11 protein-coding genes are annotated in these 18950 nt (G+C 74.2%); all 11 read left to right on the top strand.

Annotation, left to right across the window (positions count from 1 at the left end):
• Positions 1-4: 4 nt before the first annotated feature.
• The 11 genes from N555_RS0107420 (at position 5) to N555_RS25720 (ending at position 18949) form a co-directional block, all read left to right on the top strand.
• A complete protein-coding gene (locus N555_RS0107420; protein ID WP_029430862.1) occupies positions 5-985 on the top strand; it encodes a ribose-phosphate diphosphokinase in 981 nt (326 codons plus the stop codon).
• Between the two features lie 209 nt (positions 986-1194).
• A complete protein-coding gene (locus N555_RS0107415) occupies positions 1195-1896 on the top strand; it encodes a 50S ribosomal protein L25/general stress protein Ctc (protein ID WP_029430861.1) in 702 nt (233 codons plus the stop codon).
• 71 nt (positions 1897-1967) lie between these two features.
• Positions 1968-2564, top strand: coding sequence for an aminoacyl-tRNA hydrolase (gene pth, locus N555_RS0107410; RefSeq protein WP_029430860.1), 597 nt, complete (start codon positions 1968-1970; stop codon positions 2562-2564).
• A gap of 341 nt (positions 2565-2905) precedes the next feature.
• Positions 2906-4264: a sugar transferase gene (locus N555_RS0107405; RefSeq protein WP_029430859.1), complete on the top strand. Its 1359-nt coding sequence runs from the start codon at positions 2906-2908 to the stop codon at positions 4262-4264.
• 132 nt (positions 4265-4396) lie between these two features.
• Positions 4397-5647 (top strand): DUF1972 domain-containing protein, encoded by a 1251-nt coding sequence (locus tag N555_RS0107400; RefSeq protein WP_081866101.1) that lies wholly within the window; start codon positions 4397-4399, stop codon positions 5645-5647.
• Between the two features lie 65 nt (positions 5648-5712).
• Complete coding sequence (locus tag N555_RS26710; protein ID WP_156036242.1) at positions 5713-6381, top strand: hypothetical protein; 669 nt, start codon at positions 5713-5715, stop codon at positions 6379-6381.
• A gap of 277 nt (positions 6382-6658) precedes the next feature.
• Positions 6659-11173, top strand: a complete 4515-nt coding sequence (locus tag N555_RS0107390; protein WP_231502635.1) for a PKD domain-containing protein — start codon at positions 6659-6661, stop codon at positions 11171-11173.
• 241 nt (positions 11174-11414) lie between these two features.
• Entirely contained in the window at positions 11415-15893 is a 4479-nt protein-coding gene (locus N555_RS0107385; protein WP_051683829.1) for a PKD domain-containing protein, read from the top strand.
• Between the two features lie 334 nt (positions 15894-16227).
• Positions 16228-16989 carry a CDP-alcohol phosphatidyltransferase family protein gene (locus N555_RS0107380; RefSeq protein WP_029430854.1) on the top strand — a complete coding sequence of 254 codons (762 nt, stop codon included), beginning with the start codon at positions 16228-16230 and terminating at the stop codon, positions 16987-16989.
• Positions 16986-18200, top strand: coding sequence for a glycosyltransferase family 4 protein (locus N555_RS0107375; RefSeq protein WP_029430853.1), 1215 nt, complete (start codon positions 16986-16988; stop codon positions 18198-18200). Before N555_RS0107380 ends, N555_RS0107375 begins: the two co-directional genes overlap by 4 nt.
• Positions 18197-18949, top strand: coding sequence for a polysaccharide deacetylase family protein (locus tag N555_RS25720; protein WP_197028928.1), 753 nt, complete (start codon positions 18197-18199; stop codon positions 18947-18949). Before N555_RS0107375 ends, N555_RS25720 begins: the two co-directional genes overlap by 4 nt.
• Position 18950: the final 1 nt, after the last annotated feature.

Raw genomic sequence — 18950 nt, 5'->3', positions numbered from 1 at the left:
ACCGATGAGCGTGATCCGGCAGGCGAACAGCAAGAGCCTCATGCTCTTCTCCGGGCGGGCGTACCCGGAACTCACCGACGAGATCGCCGGTCACCTCGGGGTCACCCCGACGCCGACCGCCTCGTACGAGTTCGCCAACGGAGAGCTCTTCGTGCGGTTCGAAGAGTCGGTGCGGGGCAGCGACGCCTTCGTCGTGCAGAGCCACACGGCGCCGCTGAACACCTGGCTCATGGAGCAGCTGATCATGGTCGACGCGCTCAAGCGCGCCTCGGCCAAGCGGATCACCGTCGTCGCGCCGTTCTTCCCCTACGCGCGCCAGGACAAGAAGCACCGCGGTCGGGAGCCCATCTCCGCCCGCCTGGTCGCCGACCTGTTCAAGACCGCGGGCGCCGACCGGCTGATGACCGTCGACCTGCACACCGCGCAGATCCAGGGCTTCTTCGACGGCCCGGTCGACCACCTCTTCGCGCTCGACCTGCTGGTCGACCACCTCAAGGAGCGGCTCGCGGGCAGCGAGATCACGGTCGTCTCGCCCGACTCCGGCCGGGTGCGCGTCTCCGAGCGCTGGAGCGACAAGCTCGGTGGCGTCCCGCTGGCCTTCATCCACAAGACCCGCGACCCGCTGAAGCCCAACGAGGTCGTCGCGAACCGCGTCGTGGGTGAGGTCGAGGGCCGGGTCTGCATCCTGGTCGACGACATGATCGACACCGGCGGCACGATCGTGAAGGCCGCCGAGACCCTCTTCGACTCGGGCGCGGCCGACGTGATCGTCGCCGCCACGCACGGCGTGCTGTCCGGCCCGGCCGTGGACCGGCTGAAGAACAGCCGGGTCAGCGAGGTCGTCATCACGAACACGCTGCCCGTCCCGGCCGACCGCCTGTTCGACAAGCTCACCGTCCTCTCGATCGCCCCGCTCCTGGCGCGCGCGATCAAGGAGGTCTTCGAGGACGGCAGCGTCACCAGCCTCTTCGACGGCGCCAGCTAGAGCTTCTGCGGTCTTCCTCGTGCTGTTGCGGCGCTGCAGCACCGCAAGGGCACGGGGAGAACCGCAAGACCGGGAGCTGGAGGCGCTGGGGTATCCTCGCTCCTGCCCGGCGAGGGAGACCCGTTCTCCGTGATCGACGTGCGTGTGCTCCGTGAGGTGTGCCGTGCGCGTGCGCCGGCCCCAGACCCGAGATCGAGGAGCACACCACCGTGGCTGACTACCGCCTCGTCGCCGAGGCCCGCACCGAGTTCGGCAAGGGCAGCGCCCGCCGTACCCGCCGTGCCGGCCGCATCCCCGCCGTCCTCTACGGGCACGGCCAGGACGTCGTCCACCTGTCCCTGCCGGCCCGCGAGTTCGCGGCCATCCTGCGCAACGGTGGCGGCAACGCCCTCATCAGGATCGACCTCGAGGGCACCGAGCACCTGGCCCTCACCAAGGCCGTGCAGCGCGACCCGCTGACCCGTCAGCACGAGCACGTCGACCTGCTGACCGTCCGCCGCGGCGAGAAGACCACGGTCGAGGTCCCGATCGTCATCGTGGGTGAGCCGGGCGTCGACGCCATCCCGAACCACCAGATGAACGCCGTCTCGATCGAGGCCGACGCCACGCGCCTGCCCGACTCCATCGAGGTCGACGTCACCGGTCGCACCGCCGGCCAGAACATCACCGCCGGCGACCTGGTGCTGCCGGCCGGCTCGACGCTGGTCAGCGACCCCGAGGCGCTGGTCATCGGCTTCCTGGGCGCCCCGACGGCCGAGGCCCTGGAGGCCGAGCTCGCCGAGGCCGAGGCCGAGGCCGGCATCGAGCGCGAGGAGTCCGACGAGGCCCAGGCCGCCGGCGAGGGCGACGTCGTCCCCGAGCCGCAGGACCAGGGCAGCGGCGAGTCGATGGACGCCACCGAGAACAGCTGAGGCATCCGCTGACCGAGAGCACGACCCGCAGGGGCGCCGGCACCGCCGGCGCCCCTGCGGCGTCCCCGGCGGTGTCGCCGCCGTCCGAGGGTCCCTTCCTCGTGGTCGGGCTCGGCAACCCCGGGCCGGCCTACGCGGGCAACCGGCACAACGTCGGCGCGATGGTGCTCGACGAGCTCGCCGCCCGCGCCGGCGTGAAGCTGTCGCCGGGCAAGGGCGCCCGGTCCCGGGCGCTCGTCGGCGAGGGCCGGCTGGCCGGGCGCCGCGTCGTCCTGGCCCGCCCCACCTGCTACATGAACGAGTCCGGCGGCCCCGTGCGCGGGCTGCTCGACTGGTCGAAGATCCCGGCCGACGACCTCGTCGTGGTCCACGACGAGCTCGACATCCCCTTCTCGGCCGTGCGGCTGAAGCGCGGCGGTGGCGAGGGCGGCCACAACGGACTGCGCTCCATCAGCCGGTCCGCCGGCACCAAGGACTACCTCCGCGTCCGCGTCGGCATCGGGCGTCCGCCCGGTCGGCAGGACCCGGCCGACTTCGTCCTCAAGGACTTCTCCGGCACCGAGCGCAAGGAGCTCGAACTGCTGATCGCCGAGGCGGCCGACGCCACGGAGGAGCTTCTCGGCAAGGGCCTCGAGGGCGCGCAGAACGTGGTCCACCCCAGGACCTGACGGCTCTCGTCACGCTCCGTGGTGAACGGGTGACCCCTTTCGCCCCTCGTCGGGGTGAACGTCACGGAGCGTGTTGACCCTCGGGTGACGGACTGTGATGGTCATCCGTGGCTCGACATCGTTCCACCGGTGAACCTGCACGTCAGGAACGCGGTGGGCGGTGACGGCGGCCACACACTGTCACATGGTGTCCGGGGGGAACCGTGCTACTCGACCGCGATCAGATCCGACTGGGAACCACGTCGCTGCAGGCGACTGCTCGCCCATCCGTCCCGTTCGCGCCCCGGGCCACGGTGCGCCGCGGCCCGTCGGCGTGGGCCCGCCGCTACACGCTGGCGCTGGTGGCGATCGAGTCACTGGCCGCCGCGGTCGCCGGAGGTGCCGTCCTGGTCGCCCACCGCGAGATGCTGTCGGCGCGGGAGCCGTTGCTGTGGGCCGCCATCTCCCTCGTCCTGGCCTGGCCGGCCCTGCTGGCCGCGACCGGCGCCTACTCGGAGCGGGTCTTCGGTACCGGCAGCGACGAGTACCGCCGGGCGGGCCGGGCCGGCCTCCTGCTGCTGTCGGCGCTCGGCCTGGCCTCCTACGCCGCCGCCCTGGACCTCTCCCGCGGCCTGGTCGTCGTCGCCGTCCCGGCGCTGACGCTGGCCTCCCTGATCGTCCGCTTCGGCGCCCGGTGCTGGCTGCGCCGGCTGCGCGCCCTCGGCTCGTGCACGAGCCGGGTCATCGTGGTCGGCCGCGGCGGGGCCGTGCTCGAGCTGGTCGAGCGGATCCGCAAGGAGCGCTTCGCCGGCATGGACGTCGTCGCCGCCTGCGTCACCCCGGAGAGCCGCGACCTCGTCGCCGCCTCCCTGGGTGTGCCCGTCGGGGGCCTGGACGACGTCGTCGCGATGGCCGGCCGCCACGGCGCGGAGACCATCGCCGTGACCTCGGCGAGCGAGACCGCCGCGCAGTACCTGCGTCAGCTGTCGTGGCAGCTCGAGGGCACCGGCATCGAGCTGCTCGTCGCCCCTGGCCTCATCGAGGTCGCCGGCCCCCGGCTGCACATCCGCCCCTTCGAGGGGCTGCCGCTGCTGGCGGTCGAGCAGCCCCGGTTCGAGGGCTGGCACCGCGTCGCCAAGGCCGCCCTCGACCGCACGGTCGCGGCCGTGGCGCTGATCTTCATGGCGCCGGTCCTGCTCGGCATCGCCCTCGCCGTGCGGCTGAACAGCCCCGGGCCGGTGCTGTACCGCCAGGAGCGGGTGGGCGTGAACGGTCAGACCTTCACGATGCTGAAGTTCCGCAGCATGGTCGTCGACGCCGACCGGCAGGTCGACGCCCTGAGTGCGGGCAACATCTCCGACGGTCTGCTGTTCAAGATGCGCGTCGACCCGCGGGTGACGCCGGTCGGCCGCTGGCTCCGCCGGCTCTCCCTGGACGAGCTGCCGCAGCTGCTCAACGTCCTGGGCGGCTCCATGTCGCTGGTCGGCCCTCGGCCGCCGCTGCCGGGTGAGGTCGCCCGGTACGACACCCAGGTCAGCCGACGGCTGCTGGTGAAGCCGGGTCTCACCGGCCTGTGGCAGATCTCCGGCCGCAGCGACCTCGCGTGGGAGGAGGCCGTGCGCCTCGACCTGCGCTACGTCGAGAACTGGTCGATGGCCATGGACCTGCTGATCCTCGTCAAGACGTTCCGCGCCGTCCTCAGCCGGTCTGGCGCCTACTGACCGTGACGGTCGCGGCGGTCATCCTCACCCTCCGGGGGGACGCCCGCCGCGACCTGCGTCTTCAGGATGGATGAGGTCCTGCCGATCAGGTGGGGACCGACCCGCGACGAACGGACTTCTCCGATGGACCGCATGAGCATCGCCATGGTGGGGACGCGCGGCGTCCCCGCGCGATACGGCGGGTTCGAGACCGCCGTCGAGGAGATCGGCCGGCGGCTCGCCGACGCCGGTCACCGCGTCGTCGTCTACTGCCGCACGGTCCCCGGATCGACGGAGCAGCCGCTCGCGGAGTTCCAGGGCATGGAGCTGGTGCACCTGCCGGCGGCGCGGAAGCGCTCGCTGGAGACGCTCAGCCACACCGCGCTGTCGGTCGCGCACCTGGTCACGCACCGGACGGACGCGGCCTTCGTGTTCAACTCCGCGAACTCGCCGCTGCTGCCGGTGCTCCGCGCCGCCCGCATCCCGGTCGCCACGCACGTGGACGGCCTGGAGTGGAAGCGCGCGAAGTGGGGCGGCGCCGGCCGGCGCTACTACCGCATGGCCGAGAGCCTGGCGGTGCGCTGGTCCGATGCGCTGATCGCCGACGCGCAGGGCATCGCCGACTACTACGAGGACGCCTTCGCCGCGCCGACCACGCTGCTGACCTACGGCGCCCCGATCATCCGGCCCGGACAGGACCGGCTGGCCGAGCTCGGGCTGGAGCCGGGCGGCTTCCACCTGGTCGTGGCCCGCTTCGAGCCGGAGAACCACGTCGACGTGATCGTGGACGGCTACACCCGCAGTGCGGCGGTCAAGCCGCTGGTCGTCGTCGGCTCGGCGCCCTACGCCGACGAGTACACCCAGCGGGTGCACGACCTGGCCGACGACCGGACCCGCTTCCTCGGCGGGGTCTGGGACCAGGAGCTGCTCGACCAGCTGTACGCGCACAGCGCGACGTACCTGCACGGCCACTCGGTGGGGGGCACCAACCCGTCGCTGCTGCGGGCGATCGGCGCGGGGGCGGCCGTCACCGCGTTCGACTGCTCCTTCAACCGTGAGGTCATCGCCGACGCCGGCCGCTTCTTCCGCACCCCGGAGGACGTCGCCCGTGAGGTCGAGGGCGTCGAGGCCGACCCCGTGAAGGCCGCCCGCGACGGTCGCCGCTCGCGGGAGCTGGCCCTGCGCTACGACTGGGACCACGTGGCCGCCGGCTACGAGGACCTCGCCCGGCGCCTGGCCACCCGCGACGTCCCGAAGCGCCGGCCCAGCGGGGCCCGTCGCGCCACCGACGCCGACCTGCCGTCGGTCGCGGTGGCCGCTGAGCCGCGGCCGGACAACGTGCTCCACCTGCCCAGGCCCACGCAGTCGCCGGCCTGGCACCACCTGCCGGCAGCGCAGCAGTGACCCGCGCCGGTCGCGGGACCGAGGCACACGAGGCGCCCCCGGAGGGGCGTCAGGGGGGAGACACCGTGGAGGTCCAGGAACGGCCGGCGCCGTCGAGGGAGGACGGCGGGGAGAGCCCGCTGCGCCGCCGTCGGGTGGTCGCCGCCGGGGGAGCCCTGCTCGTCGTCCTCGTCGCGCTGGTGTGGCTGCTGAGCACCCGGGGGGACGACGGGGGTGATGCGGCTGCGGCCTCGTCCACCGCCGCGCCCACCGCGGGTGCTCCCGACGTGACGATCGCGCCGCTGCCGCCGACTCCCACGCCCACCGGGCCGACCGAGGACGTCGACGAGCCGCCGGCGTCGCTGTCGGAGGTGTCGCTCGACGCCCCGGCCGCGGTCGGGAACGGCATCGTGGCGACCATCACGGCTATCGACGCCATCGACGGGACGGCCGTCGGTCCGGGCAACATCGCCGGGCCGGCGCTCCGGCTGACCGTGCGCATCGAGAACGGGACCTCGGAGCCCGTCTCGCTCGACGGCGTGGCGGTGAACCTGTACCGCGGGAGCGACCGGACGCCGGCCTCTCCGCTGGACGACCCGTCGCGGGTCCCGTTCACCGGCATGGTGGCCCCGGGCGAGAGCGGCGAGGGCGTCTACGTCTTCACCGTGCCGACCCAGGACCGCGACCTGATCACCGTCGAGGTCGGCTACCAGGCCGGCGCCCCGCTGCTGCTGTTCACCGGTCCGGTGGCCTGAGCCGCCGCACCACCCAGTTCCGCCCGACGACCCGTCCCCGCACCCGCGGGGGCGGGTCGTCGTGCGTCGTGGGGCCGGGACCGGCGCGCCTACCGGCCAGCGCGCGATCACTCGCAGTGACAGCGCCTCATCCCTTGTGGTGAGAAAGCGCAGGTCATCACCGGATCGTGTAGTCGCCCGGCCCTGTTCCCGCCGCGATCGTCACGCTTAGTATCCATCGACCGCCCCTTCGGGACGGTTGTGTATCGGTACTTGAGCGGGGGCTCGCATGGGGGACGTGAGGACAGGTGTGCGCAAGCGCGCCGTCGCGGCGATGGCGGCAGCGGCGGTCGCGGTAGGGAGTTGGGCCCTGGCCCTCCCGGGGACCGCGAGGGCCGACAGCGCCCCGACGCCGGTGACGGCGACCAACCCCACGACGGTGACGGCGGACGCACTGCCGACCGTGCAGATCAACGGTGTGGTGTGGTCGCAGGTCGTCGTCGGCGACACCGTGTACGTCGGCGGCTCGTTCACCCGCGCCCGTCCGGCCGGAGCGGCCGCCGGTACGAACGAGACCGTGCGCAACAACCTGCTGGCCTTCGACATCCGCACCGGCCAGCTGATCACCTCGTTCGCGCCGAACCTCAACGCCCAGGCGCGGGCCCTGGCGGCCTCTCCCGACGGCACCCGGCTGTACGTCGGCGGCGACTTCACGGTCGCCGACGGGCAGCCCCGCCAGCGGATCGCCGCCTACGACACCCGCACCGGTGCCCTGGTCGACGGCTTCAAGCCCAGCGTCAACGGTGAGGTCGCCGCGGTCGCCGCGACCAACACGACGGTGTACTTCGGTGGTGGCCTCAGTGCCGTCGGCGGCGTGAGCCGCACCCGGCTGGCCGCTGTCCGCGCGGCCGACGGTGGCCTGCTGCCCTGGGCGCCGGTCCCCGGTGCCGGGCCGACCAGTGGTAACCGGCTGCCCTTCTTCGACGCCGCCGGCAAGCCCATCCCCGGGACCCTCGACGCGGGGCGCAACAACCAGACCTCGATCGACGTCACGTCCCTCGTCGTGACCGGCGGTGGTGCGCAGGTCGTCGTCGGCGGGCGGTTCTACTCCATGAACGGTGCGCTGGCCACGGCCATCGCCGCCCTCGACCCGGTGAGCGCCGCAAACCGGCCCTTCGCGTTCAACCAGATCATCACCAACCAGGGCGTGAACTCCGCCGTCTGGAGCCTGTCGACCGACGGCACCACCGTCTACGGCACGGGCTACGACTACTACGGACCCGGCAACCTCGAGGGTTCCTTCGCCGTGACGGCGAACGGTGGCCAGGTCAAGATGATCGGCGACTGCCGGGGTGACACCTACAGCAGCTACGCGATGGGTGACGCCCTCTACCTGGCCTCGCACGCCCACCAGTGCATCAACATCGGTGGCTACCCCGAGCAGGACCCGCAGGTGTGGAAGTTTGCGACGGCGCTGAGCACGGCCGCCAACGGCCGGGTCGGCACCATCACGCAGGCCAACGCCAACTTCGCCGGGCAGCCGGCGCCGCAGCTGCTCAACTGGTTCCCGACCTTCACGCAGGGCAGCTTCACCGGCCAGTACCAGGCCGGCTGGAGCGTCACGGGCAACGGGCAGTACGTCGTCTACGGCGGCGAGTTCCCGCGGGTGAACGGTCAGGGGCAGCAGGGCCTCGTCCGCTTCGCCGTCCCCTCGATGGCACCGAACGCGATGGGCCCGTCGGTGACCCCGGGCGTCTCGGTCACCCCGACGTCCGGTGGTCTCCGCGTCGGCTGGCAGGGGAGCACCGACCAGGACAACCGGGTGCTCACCTACCGGGTCTTCCGTGACAACGGCGCCCAGCCGGTGGCGACGTTCACCCGGTCGTCGCTGTGGTGGCAGGTCGCGCCCGTCGCGTGGACCGACCGGACGGCGGCCGCCGGCTCGCACACCTACCGGGTCACCGTGAGCGATCCCTTCGGCAACGAGGTCGCGATCGGCACCGGCACGGGTACGTCGTCGGGTACGACGGCGACCCGGCCCTACGCCGCGGCCGTGCAGGCCGACGGCGCGACCGACCACTGGTCGCTGGGCGAGCGTTCCGGGACGACGAGCTCGGACCTGGACGGCGTCGACGACCTGGTCGGCAGCGGTGGCCTCGCCCGGGGCATCGCCGGTGCCCTCCGCGGTGACACCGACACCTCCACCTGGTTCGACGGGGTCGGTGGCTACTTCTCGACCCAGACCCCCCGCCAGGGCCTGCACACCTTCTCCGTCGAGGCGTGGTTCGAGACCCGCAGCACCGCCGGCGGGAAGATCCTCGGCTTCGGTGACCAGCGGACGGGGCTGAGCAACAACCACGACCGCCAGGTCTGGCTCGAGCCGTCGGGCAAGCTGCACTTCGCGGTGTTCCCCGGCTTCGGCGCCGAGCTCGTCACCCCGACCGCCCTGAACAACGGTCAGTGGCACCACGTGGTCGCCTCGGTGGGCGCGTCGGGCATGTCGCTGTACGTCGACGGGAAGCTCGTGGCCAGCCGGACCGACGTGATCATGGCGCAGTACATCACCGGCTACTGGCGCATCGGTGGCGACCGCACGTGGTCGGGGGCGCCGTACTTCAACGGCCTGATCGACGAGGTCGCCGTGTACCCGACGGTGCTCTCCGCCGACCAGGTGGCCCGTCACTACGCGGTGGGCACCACCGGGACGGGTGCGAACCTCGCCCCCGAGGCGTCGTTCACGTCGAGCGCCCAGGACCTGACCGCCTCCTTCGACGGCACCCTGTCCGTCGACCCCGACGGTGCGGCGATCGCCGGCTACCGCTGGGACTTCGGTGACGGCACCACCGGCACCGGCGTCACCGCCACGCACGCCTACGCCGCCGGTGGCACGTACACCGTCCGGCTGACCGTCACCGACGCGGCCGGCGCGACCGGTACCGCGCAGCGGCAGGTCATCGTCGCGGCGCCGCCGAACAAGGCCCCGACGGCCGCGTTCACGGCGACGGCGACGGACCTGTCGGTGGCGGTGGACGGGCGCGGCTCGTCCGACGCCGACGGCACCCTGGCCTCCTACCGCTGGACGTGGGGCGACGGCACGGCGGCCGGTACCGGCGCCACCGCCACGCACGCCTTCGCGGCGGCCGGCGTCTACCAGGTGACCCTCACGGTCACCGACGACGACGGCGCCACCGGTTCGGTGACCCGTGGGGTCGCCGTGGCCGCGGCGGGCGCCACCCCGCCGATCGTCACCGACGCCTTCGACCGGTCGACGACCGGCGGCCTGGGCACCGCCCCGCTGGGTGGTCTCTGGACGGCGTCCGTCGGCGCGGCCCGGCAGTCGGTCAGCGGGGGCGCCGCGGTGCTCACGCTGCCCTCGGCCGGCCTGGAGACCATCGCCCACCTCGGCGGGGTCAGCGTGACCAGCGCCGACGTCCGCACCGCGTTCACCCCGTCCTCCGTCCCGACCGGCAGCGGCACGTACGCCTACGTGACCGGCCGCCGGGTGGGCTCGGGCGAGGAGTACACGGTCCGCGTCCGGGTGGCTCCCGACGGGAGCGTCTACCTGGCGCTGTCCCGGGTGACCGGCGGCGTGGAGACCTTCCCCGGTGGGGAGGTGCTCGTGCCGGGCCTCACCTGGCGGTCGGGCACCACCCTGGCCACGCGGGTGCAGGTCGCGGGCACCGGCACCACGACCATCACCGCTTCGGTGTGGGTGGCCGGGCAGGCCGAGCCGGCGACGCCGCAGCTGTCGCGGACCGACACGACCGCGGCCCTGCAGAAGCCGGGCTCGGTCGGGATCGGTGCCTACCGGCCCGCCAACGCGACCGCGGCGACCTCGGTGGCGTTCGCCGACCTGGCCGTGACCGCGGTCGGGGCGACGCCGACCCCGCCGCCGGCGAACGTGGCACCGACCGCGGCCTTCACCGCTCAGGCCACCGGCCTGGCCGTGGCGGTCGACGGGCGGACCTCCGCCGACTCCGACGGCACGGTCGCCGGGTACTCCTGGAACTGGGGCGACGGCACCGCCGCCGGCTCGGGTGCGACCGCGTCGCACACCTACGCCACCGCCGGCTCGTACACCGTGACGCTCACGGTGACCGACGACGACGGCGCGACGGCGACGGCGACGCGCCCGGTCACGCTCACCGCACCCGGGGGCCCGGCCCAGCCGCTGGTGCTGGCCGCCGATGCCTTCGAGCGCGCGGTGACCGCAGGCCTCGGCAACGCCGACGTCGGTGGTGCGTGGACGGCGTCGGTCGGGGCCTCCCGCCTCTCGGTCGCCTCCGGCGGGGCGGTGCTGTCGCTGCCCACCGCGGGCAACGAGACCGGGGCCTACCTCGGCTCGGTGGCCGCGACCGCCGTCGACGTCCGCGCCGCGGTCAGCCTCTCCTCGGCGCCGACCGGCACCGGCACGTTCGTCGAGATCGGCGGCCGCCGGGTGGGTGCGGGCAACGAGTACACGGTGCGGATGCGGGTGGCGCCGGACGGCGGCGTGTTCCTCGCGCTGTCCCGGATCGTCGCCGGCACCGAGACCTTCCCGGGCGGGGAGACGCAGGTGGCGGGGCTGACCTGGACGCCGGGCTCGGTGCTCCAGGTGCGGGTCCGGGTGACCGGGACCGGCACGACCACGGTCACCGGGGCGGTCTGGGCGACCGGCGGCACCGAGCCGGTGACGCCGCAGCTGTCGCGCACCGACACGACCGCGGCGCTGCAGGCGCCCGGGACGGTCGGGATCGGCGCCTACCGGCCGGGCAGCGCCACCGCCGCGACGGCGGTGCGCTTCGACGACCTGCAGGTCACCGTCGCGCAGTGATCCCCGACGCCGGGCCGGCTCCCTCACGGGGGCCGGCCCGGCGCCGTTCCGCCCAGCCGAGAGCGAGTTCGCACTCACACTGTGTGAGCGACCTCATCACGACGAGGGAGGAAACCGCAGGTCGCCACCCATATGGGCGATCGGCAGGACCGTCACGCCGTGTCATCGTCACTGTCGGTACTCGACGACGGCATCCAGGGGGAAGCCGCCGGCCTCGGGTCCTGGCACACGGGGGAACCGCATGTCCACGTCTTCGACCGCGCCCTGGCGGGCGCCCATCCGCGGGGTCGCCGGAGGCCTGAGCCTCCTGCTCGCGGCCGGCAGCCTGGCGCTCCTCCCCGGCATCGCGCAGGCGGACTCCGCGCCGCTGACGCCGTCGGCGAGCACGCCGGTCACGGCCACCGCCGATGCGCTGCCCACCGTGCAGATCAACGGCGTGGCGTGGTCGCAGGTCGTGGTCGGCAACACCGTGTACGTCGGTGGCTCGTTCACCAGTGCGCGCCCCGCCGGTGCGGCGGCCGGTGTCAACGAGACGCCGCGGGCGAACCTCCTCGCCTACGACATCCGGACCGGCGAGCTGATCACCTCGTTCGCCCACGAGCTCAACGGCCAGGTCCTGGCCGTCGCGGCCTCGCCCGACGGCACCCGCCTCTACGCGGCCGGCGACTTCAACACCGTCGACGGGCAGACCCGCAAGCGCGTCGTCGCCTTCGACACCGCCACCGGCGCCGTGGTCGCGAACTTCGCCCCGGCCGTGCAGAGCCAGGTCGCCGCGCTCGCCGTCACGAACGACACCGTCTACATGGGCGGCAGCATCACCGCGGTCGGCAGCGTCAGCCGCAGCCGGCTCGCCGGGGTCAGCGCCGTCGACGGCAGCCTGCTGCCCTGGGCCCCGGTGCCCGGCGTCGGGTCCACCGCCGGCAACAGCAACGGTGCCAAGGGCACCAGCGACGCCGTCCTCGCGCTGACCGTCGCCTCCAACGGCCAGGTCATCGCCGGTGGGCGCTTCGACAGCATGAACGGCGTCAAGGCCACCGGTGTCGCGGCCCTCGACCCGGTCTCCGGCGAGAACAAGCCGTTCGCGATCAACCAGCGGCTGACCAACCAGGGCGTGAACTCCGCCGTCTACAGCCTCACCACCTACGGCGACATGGTCATCGGCACCGCCTACGACTTCTACGGCCCCGGCAACCTCGAGGGCTCGTTCGTGGTCAAGGCCGACGGCGGCTCGATCGTCGAGATCAACGACTGCCGCGGCGACTCGTACTCCAACTACGTGAGCGACGGCGTCGTCTACATCGCCAGCCACACCCACGACTGCAAGAACATCGGTGGCTTCCCCGAGCAGCCCGTCCGGGTGCACAAGTTCGGCACCGCGTACACGCTCGCGCCGCAGGGGACGGTCGGCTCCTCGACCATCACCAACGCCAACTTCCGCGGTCAGCCGGCCGGCGCGCTGCTGCCCTGGTTCCCGACCATGACGCCGGGCACCTTCACCGGCCAGGGCCAGGCCGGCTGGTCGGTCACCGGCAACGGCCAGTACATCGTCTACGGCGGTGAGTTCCCGCGCGTGAACGGCATCGGCCAGCAGGGCCTGGTGCGCTACGCGCTGCCGGGCACCGCGCCGAACAAGGTCGGCCCCGCGGCCGACGGCTTCACCGCCACCGCCACCTCGCCGGCCCCCGGCAAGGTCACCGTCTCCTGGACGGCGACGTCCGACCAGGACAACGCCAACCTCGTCTACCGCGTCCAGCGCGAGGGCCAGGCCCTCCCGGTCGCCGAGACCGTGCAGGCCTCGACCTGGTGGAACCGCCCGGCGATGTCCGCCGGCGACGCCGGGGTCAGCGGCAGCCTGCGCTACCGCGTCACCGCCACCGACCCGTTCGGCAACACGGTCGCGACCCCCTGGGTCGCCGTCGAGGTCGCCGCAGCTCCCACCCAGACCGTGTCCTACGCCGACAGCGTGCGCGCCGACGGTGCGTCGTCCTACTGGCGGCTCGGCGAGGCCTCCGGCACCGCGGCCGACGCCATCGGCACCCGGCCGATGACGGTCGGCGCCGGGGTCACCCGTGGGCAGGCCGGCGCCGTTCCCGGCGACACCGCCTACGCGTTCAACGGCAGCGCCACCGCCGCGCTGGCGACCGGCACCGCCACGGCGGCGCCGAACACCTTCACCCAGGAGGCGTGGTTCTCGACCACGTCCACCGCGGGCGGCCGGATCATGGGCTTCGCCAACAAGGCCACCGGCACCAGCGGCACCTACGACCGGCAGGTCTACCTCGGCACCAACGGCCGGATCAACTTCAGCGTCAAGGTGCCCGGCATCCTCGGCATCACCACGACCCGCACCGTCACCAGCACCGCCGCGGTGAACGACGGCAAGTGGCACCACGTCGCGGCGACGATGAGCCCCGCGGGCATCTCGCTGTACGTGGACGGCGTCCTGGTCGGCACGAACACCGCCGCCACCAGCGGGCAGTCCTACAACGGCTTCTTCCGTGTCGGCGCCGACAAGTCCATCTCCGGTGCCAGCACCTTCACCGGCTCGATCGACGAGGTCGCGCTGTACCCGACGGCCCTGTCGGCGCAGCAGATCGCCGCGCACGTCTCCACCGGCCCGGCGGCCAACATGTCGCCGACCGCGCGCCTCACCGCCACGCCCACCGGCCTGACCGCGGCGCTCGACGGCCGCGGCTCGGCCGACAGCGACGGCACCGTGGCCTCCTACGCCTGGGACTTCGGCGACGGCCAGCGGGGCACCGGCGCCACGGCGTCGCACACCTACGCCACCGCCGGCACCTACGTCGTCGCCCTCGCGGTGACCGACGACAAGGGCGCCACCACGACCGCGAAGACGCTGGTCACCGTGGCCCCGGCGCGGGTCAACCAGGCGCCGGTGGCGGCCTACACGGCCACCGGTCGTGACCTGGCCGTCGCCGTCGACGGCACCGCCAGCAACGACACCGACGGCACCGTCGCCGGCTACAGCTGGAACTGGGGCGACGGGTCGGCCAACGGCACCGGCAAGACCGCGGCGCACACCTACGCCGCGGCCGGCACCTACGCCGTCGCGCTGACCGTCACGGACAACGACGGCGCCACGCACACGACCTCGCAGCAGGTCACCGTGACCGCGCCGATCCCGACCGCGCCGATCGCGAAGGACACCTTCGGCCGCTCGGTCACCGGGGGCCTCGGCACCGCCGACGTCGGTGGGGCGTGGACCGTCACGGTCGGCGCCGCCCGCCAGTCGGTCACCGACGGGGTCGCCGAGCTCGCCCTGCCCGGCGCCGGCAACAACACCGGCTCCTACCTGGGCTCGGTCAGCACCACCAGTGCCGACCTGCGCAGCTCCTTCACCCTCACCGCGGCGCCGACCGGCACCAGCGGCACCTGGGTCTACCTGACCGGCCGCCGCACGGTGACCGGTGACGAGTACCGGGTGCGGGTGCGGGTCGCCACCGACGGCGCGGTGTACCTGGCCCTGTCGCGGGTCGTCGCGGGCGTCGAGTCCTTCCCCGGTGGCGAGGTCCTCGTGCCGGGTCTGACCTGGACGCCGGGCACCACGCTCGCCAGCCGGGTGCAGGTCTCGGGCACCGGGACGACCGCCATCACCGCGTCGGTGTGGGTGGCCGGCCAGGCCGAGCCCACCACCGCGCAGCTGTCGCGGACCGACACCACCGAGGCCCTCCAGGTCGCCGGCTCGGTCGGTCTGGCCGCCTACCGGCCCAGCAGCAACACCGTGGCCACGGCCGTCCGGATCAGCTCCTTCCGGGTCGGGCTGGTGGGCGCCGGTGCGCACACCAACCTGGCGCCGACCGCCGCGTTCACCGCGGACGCCGGCCAGCTGACGGTCGCCGTCGACGCCTCCGGCTCGGCGGACGCCGACGGCCGGGTCGCCCGGGCCGACTGGGCCTTCGGTGACGGGACCACCGGCACCGGCGTCACCGCGACGCACGACTACGCGGCGGCGGGCAGCTACACCGTCCGCCTGACGGTCACCGACGACGAGGGCGCCACGGCGACCACGACCCGGTCGATCACCGTCACCGCGCCGCCGGCCCCGCCGGTGGAGCTGCCGGCCGCGCCGGTCGCGACCGACACCTTCGACCGGTCGGTGACCGGTGGGCTGGGCACCGCCGACCTCGGTGGCGCCTGGACCTCGGTGGCCGGTCTCGTCCGGCAGTCGGTCGCCGGTGGCGCCGCCGTCCTGACGGTGGGCGCGGGCAACAACACCGGTGCCTACCTGGCCGGTGTCTCGGCCACCGACGTCGACGTCCGCACCACGGTGTCGCTGTCGGCGACGCCGACCGGTGGCTCCGGGGCGCTGGTCTACGTGACCGGCCGCCGGGTCGGCACCGACCAGTACCGCGGCCGGCTGCAGGTGCTGCCGACCGGTGCGGTCGGGGTGGCGCTGACCCGCGAGGTCGGCGGGGTCGAGACGGTGCTCGGGAACGTCACGGTGCCCGGCCTGACCTACACCGCGGGCATGCAGCTCGAGGTGCGGCTCCGGGTGACCGGCAGCGGGACCACCGGCCTGGAGCTCTCGGTCTGGCAGGCGGGCGCTCCGGCGCCGGCCACCCCGACCCTGGCCCGGACCGACGGCTCCGCGACGCTCCAGGCGCCCGGCACGATCGGGATCGCGGCCTACCTGTCGGGCAGCGCGACCGCTCCGGTCGACGTCCGGTTCGACGCGGTCACGGCCACCGTCGCCCGCTGATCCGCTGCAGTACCCCCGGTGCCGGGGCGGCCTCGTGCCGCCCCGGCACCGTGCTGTCCGGGGCCGGGACCCAGCGCGGTCGCGTGACGCTCGGTAGCCGCGGAGGTGGCGTCCCCCCCTCCCGGATGAGGGGGCGCCCGTCCGGGTGACCCGTGCGGGTGAGGGCATCCGGCAAGGCCTCCCCAGCCGCGCTGCGGGTGTCGATGCTGGTCAGAGCGACGGCCGGGCCCCTGCGTATCCGCAGGGTCCCGCCCCGTCCGATCGGACGGCCAGCAGTACGGGAGGCACCAGTGGACGGCACGCGGAACGCACCGGCACAGGTCGGGCAGGCGTCGTGACCACGGTCGCCGAGCGCCGTCCGGACACCCCCGCGCCACAGGGACTGCGCGACACGCTCTCGCGGCTGTCCGCCGCGCAGAAGGGCGCGGCCGGGGCGCCGCTGTACTCACGCTTCGTCAACCGGCCCCTGGGCCGGCTGTTCGCCGCGCTCGCCTTCTCCGCCGGCCTCACGCCCAACGCCGTGACCGCGCTCAGCGCCACGGCCACCGCCACCGGCGTCGCGCTGCTGGCCCTGGTCTCGCCGTCGGTGCCCATGGGCCTCGCCGTGGCCGCCTGCCTGGTGCTCGGCTACGGCCTGGACGCCGCGGACGGGCAGCTGGCCCGGCTGCGCGGCGGCGGCTCGCCGGCGGGGGAGTGGCTGGACCACATGGTCGACGCGGCCAAGGCCTCCAGCCTGCACCTCGCCGTCCTGATCGGCCTGTACCGCTTCACCGACCTCGACGCCGTCTGGCTGCTGGTGCCGCTGGGCTACTGCGTCGTCGACGCCGTCACCTACTTCGCGACCATGCTCAACGAGGCGCTGCGCGCCCAGCACGGGGCGCCCACCCGGGCCGCGCGCACCTCGCAGCCGGCCGGCATCGGCCGCTCGATCATGACGCTGCCGACCGACTACGGCCTGCTGGCCTGCACGTTCGTGCTGTTCGGCTGGACGTCGGTCTTCGTCCCCGTCTACACCGTCCTCTTCCTCGCGGCCGCCGGCTTCCTGCTCCTCGCCGCGGGCAAGTGGTTCCGCGAGATGGGACGGCTGCCCCGATGAGCCGCCCGCCGCTGCTGATCGTGCACCCCGGTTCGGAGCTCTACGGCGCCGACCGGATGCTGCTGGAGTCGGCCGTCGCGCTCTCCGGGAGCTGCCCGGTCACCGTCGCGCTGCCCGGCCCCGGTCCGCTGGTGGACGAGCTCGAGGCGCGCGGCATCCCGGTCGAGATCTGCCCGATGCCGGTGCTGCGCAACTCCGCGCTGCGCCCCCGCGGAGCCCTGCGGCTGCTCGCCGACGGCCTCCGCGGCCTTGTCCCCGCCTGGCGCCTGCTGCGCCGGCACCCCGGAGGGGTCTACGTCAGCACGCTGACCCTGCCGTCGTGGCCGCTGCTGGCCCGGCTGGCCCGCCGCCGGTCGATCTGCCACGTGCACGAGGCCGAGCAGTCCGCGCCGCGCCTGCTCCGGCGCGGCATGGCGCTGTGCCCCGCGCTGTCCGGCCGGGTCGTGGCCAACAGCCGGTTCACGCTCGACGTGCTCACCGACGTGGCGCCGCGGCTGCGCCGTCGCGCCACCGTGGTGCACAACGCCGTGCGCGGCCCGGCCGAGGTCGTCGCGGCCCGCCCCCGCCTGGACGGCCCGGTGCGCCTGCTGTTCGTCGGCCGGCTGAACCCCCGCAAGGGCCCGCAGGTCGCGGTCGCCGCGCTGCGCGAGCTGCACGACCGCGGCGTCGACGCCCAGCTCACCGTGGTCGGCGACGTCTTCACCGGCTACGAGTGGTTCGCCGAGGAGCTGCGGGCCGCCGTGGCCGACGCCGGCCTCGGCGACCGCGTGGAGTTCCTCGGCTTCTCCGCCGACGTCTGGCCGCACGTGGCCGGCGCCGACGTCGTCCTGGTCCCCGCGATCGGCGACGAGTCGTTCGGCAACACCGCCGTCGAGGCCGTCCTCGCCGCCCGCCCGCTGGTGGTGAGCGACCACAGCGGCCTGCGCGAGGCCGCGGCCGGGTACTCCGCCGTCTCCGCCGTCCCCGCGGGCGACCCCGTCGCCGTGGCCGACGCCGTGGCGCGGATGGTCACCGACTGGCCCCGCACCTGCACCGCCGCCCTCGCCGACGCCGCCGTCGCGCGCCGCCGCTCGTCGCCCGAGCGGTACGCCGCCGAACTCGTCGCCGCCGTCCTCGGCACCCCGCCCGCCGTGGTCCCGGTGCCGCGCGGGCTGCCCGTCGTCGCGGAGTCGTCGCCGGCGCCCGTCGCCGGCTCCGGAGCCGCGGCGTGACCGCCGGCGCGGACCGGCTGTCCGCTCCCGCCGTGCTGATGTACCACTCGATCAGCGCCTCGACCGAGCCCGATCCGCACCGCATCCGGGTGCACCCCGACCGGCTGGACCGGCACCTGCGGCTGCTCCGCCGGTTCGGCCTGCGCGGCGTCTCGCAGACCGAGCTGCTGCGGGCCGTCGACCGTGGGGAGTCCGCGGGTCTGGTCGGCCTCACCTTCGACGACGGCTACGCCGACTTCCTGAGCACCGCCGTCCCCGTGCTGGCGCGGCACGGCATGACCGCCACGGTGTACGTCGTGGCCGGGCACATGGGGGCCACCAACTCCTGGGACACCGGCCCGCAGTTCCCGATCATGACCGCCGACCAGGTGCGCGCCGCGGCGGCCGCGGGCCACGAGGTGGGCAGCCACACGACCAGCCACGCCCGCCTCGCCGGCGCCGATCCGGCCACCGTGGCCGCCGAGGTGACCGACAGCCGTCGCGTGCTCGAGGACGTGCTGCAGGCCGAGGTCCCGGGCTTCTGCTACCCCTACGGCGCCTACGACGCCGCGGCCGCCGAGGCCGTCCGCGCCGCCGGCTACGACAACGCCTGCGTGACCGGCGACTACGAGCCGGGGGACCGGTTCACCCTGCCGCGCTGCTACATCAGCCCGCGGGACGGGCGCGCCGTCCTCCTCGCCCGGCTGGCCCGGCACGCCCTGCGCGTCCGCCGTCCGCTGCCGGCGACCGCCCCCGCCGGGGCGGCCTGAC

The organism is Blastococcus sp. URHD0036 (genome assembly GCF_000701365.1).
Classification (GTDB): domain Bacteria; phylum Actinomycetota; class Actinomycetes; order Mycobacteriales; family Geodermatophilaceae; genus Trujillonella.
This window is presented reverse-complemented; position numbering and strand designations above follow the sequence as displayed.

Bases quoted from the DNA above. Each gene is read 5' to 3' on its own strand.
- N555_RS0107375 (WP_029430853.1), top strand. From the start codon at position 16,986: ATGAGCCGCCCGCCGCTGCTGATCGTGCACCCCGGTTCGGAGCTCTAC.
- N555_RS0107400 (WP_081866101.1), top strand. From the start codon at position 4,397: ATGAGCATCGCCATGGTGGGGACGCGCGGCGTCCCCGCGCGATACGGC.
- N555_RS0107420 (WP_029430862.1), top strand. From the start codon at position 5: ATGAGCGTGATCCGGCAGGCGAACAGCAAGAGCCTCATGCTCTTCTCC.
- N555_RS0107385 (WP_051683829.1), top strand. From the start codon at position 11,415: ATGTCCACGTCTTCGACCGCGCCCTGGCGGGCGCCCATCCGCGGGGTC.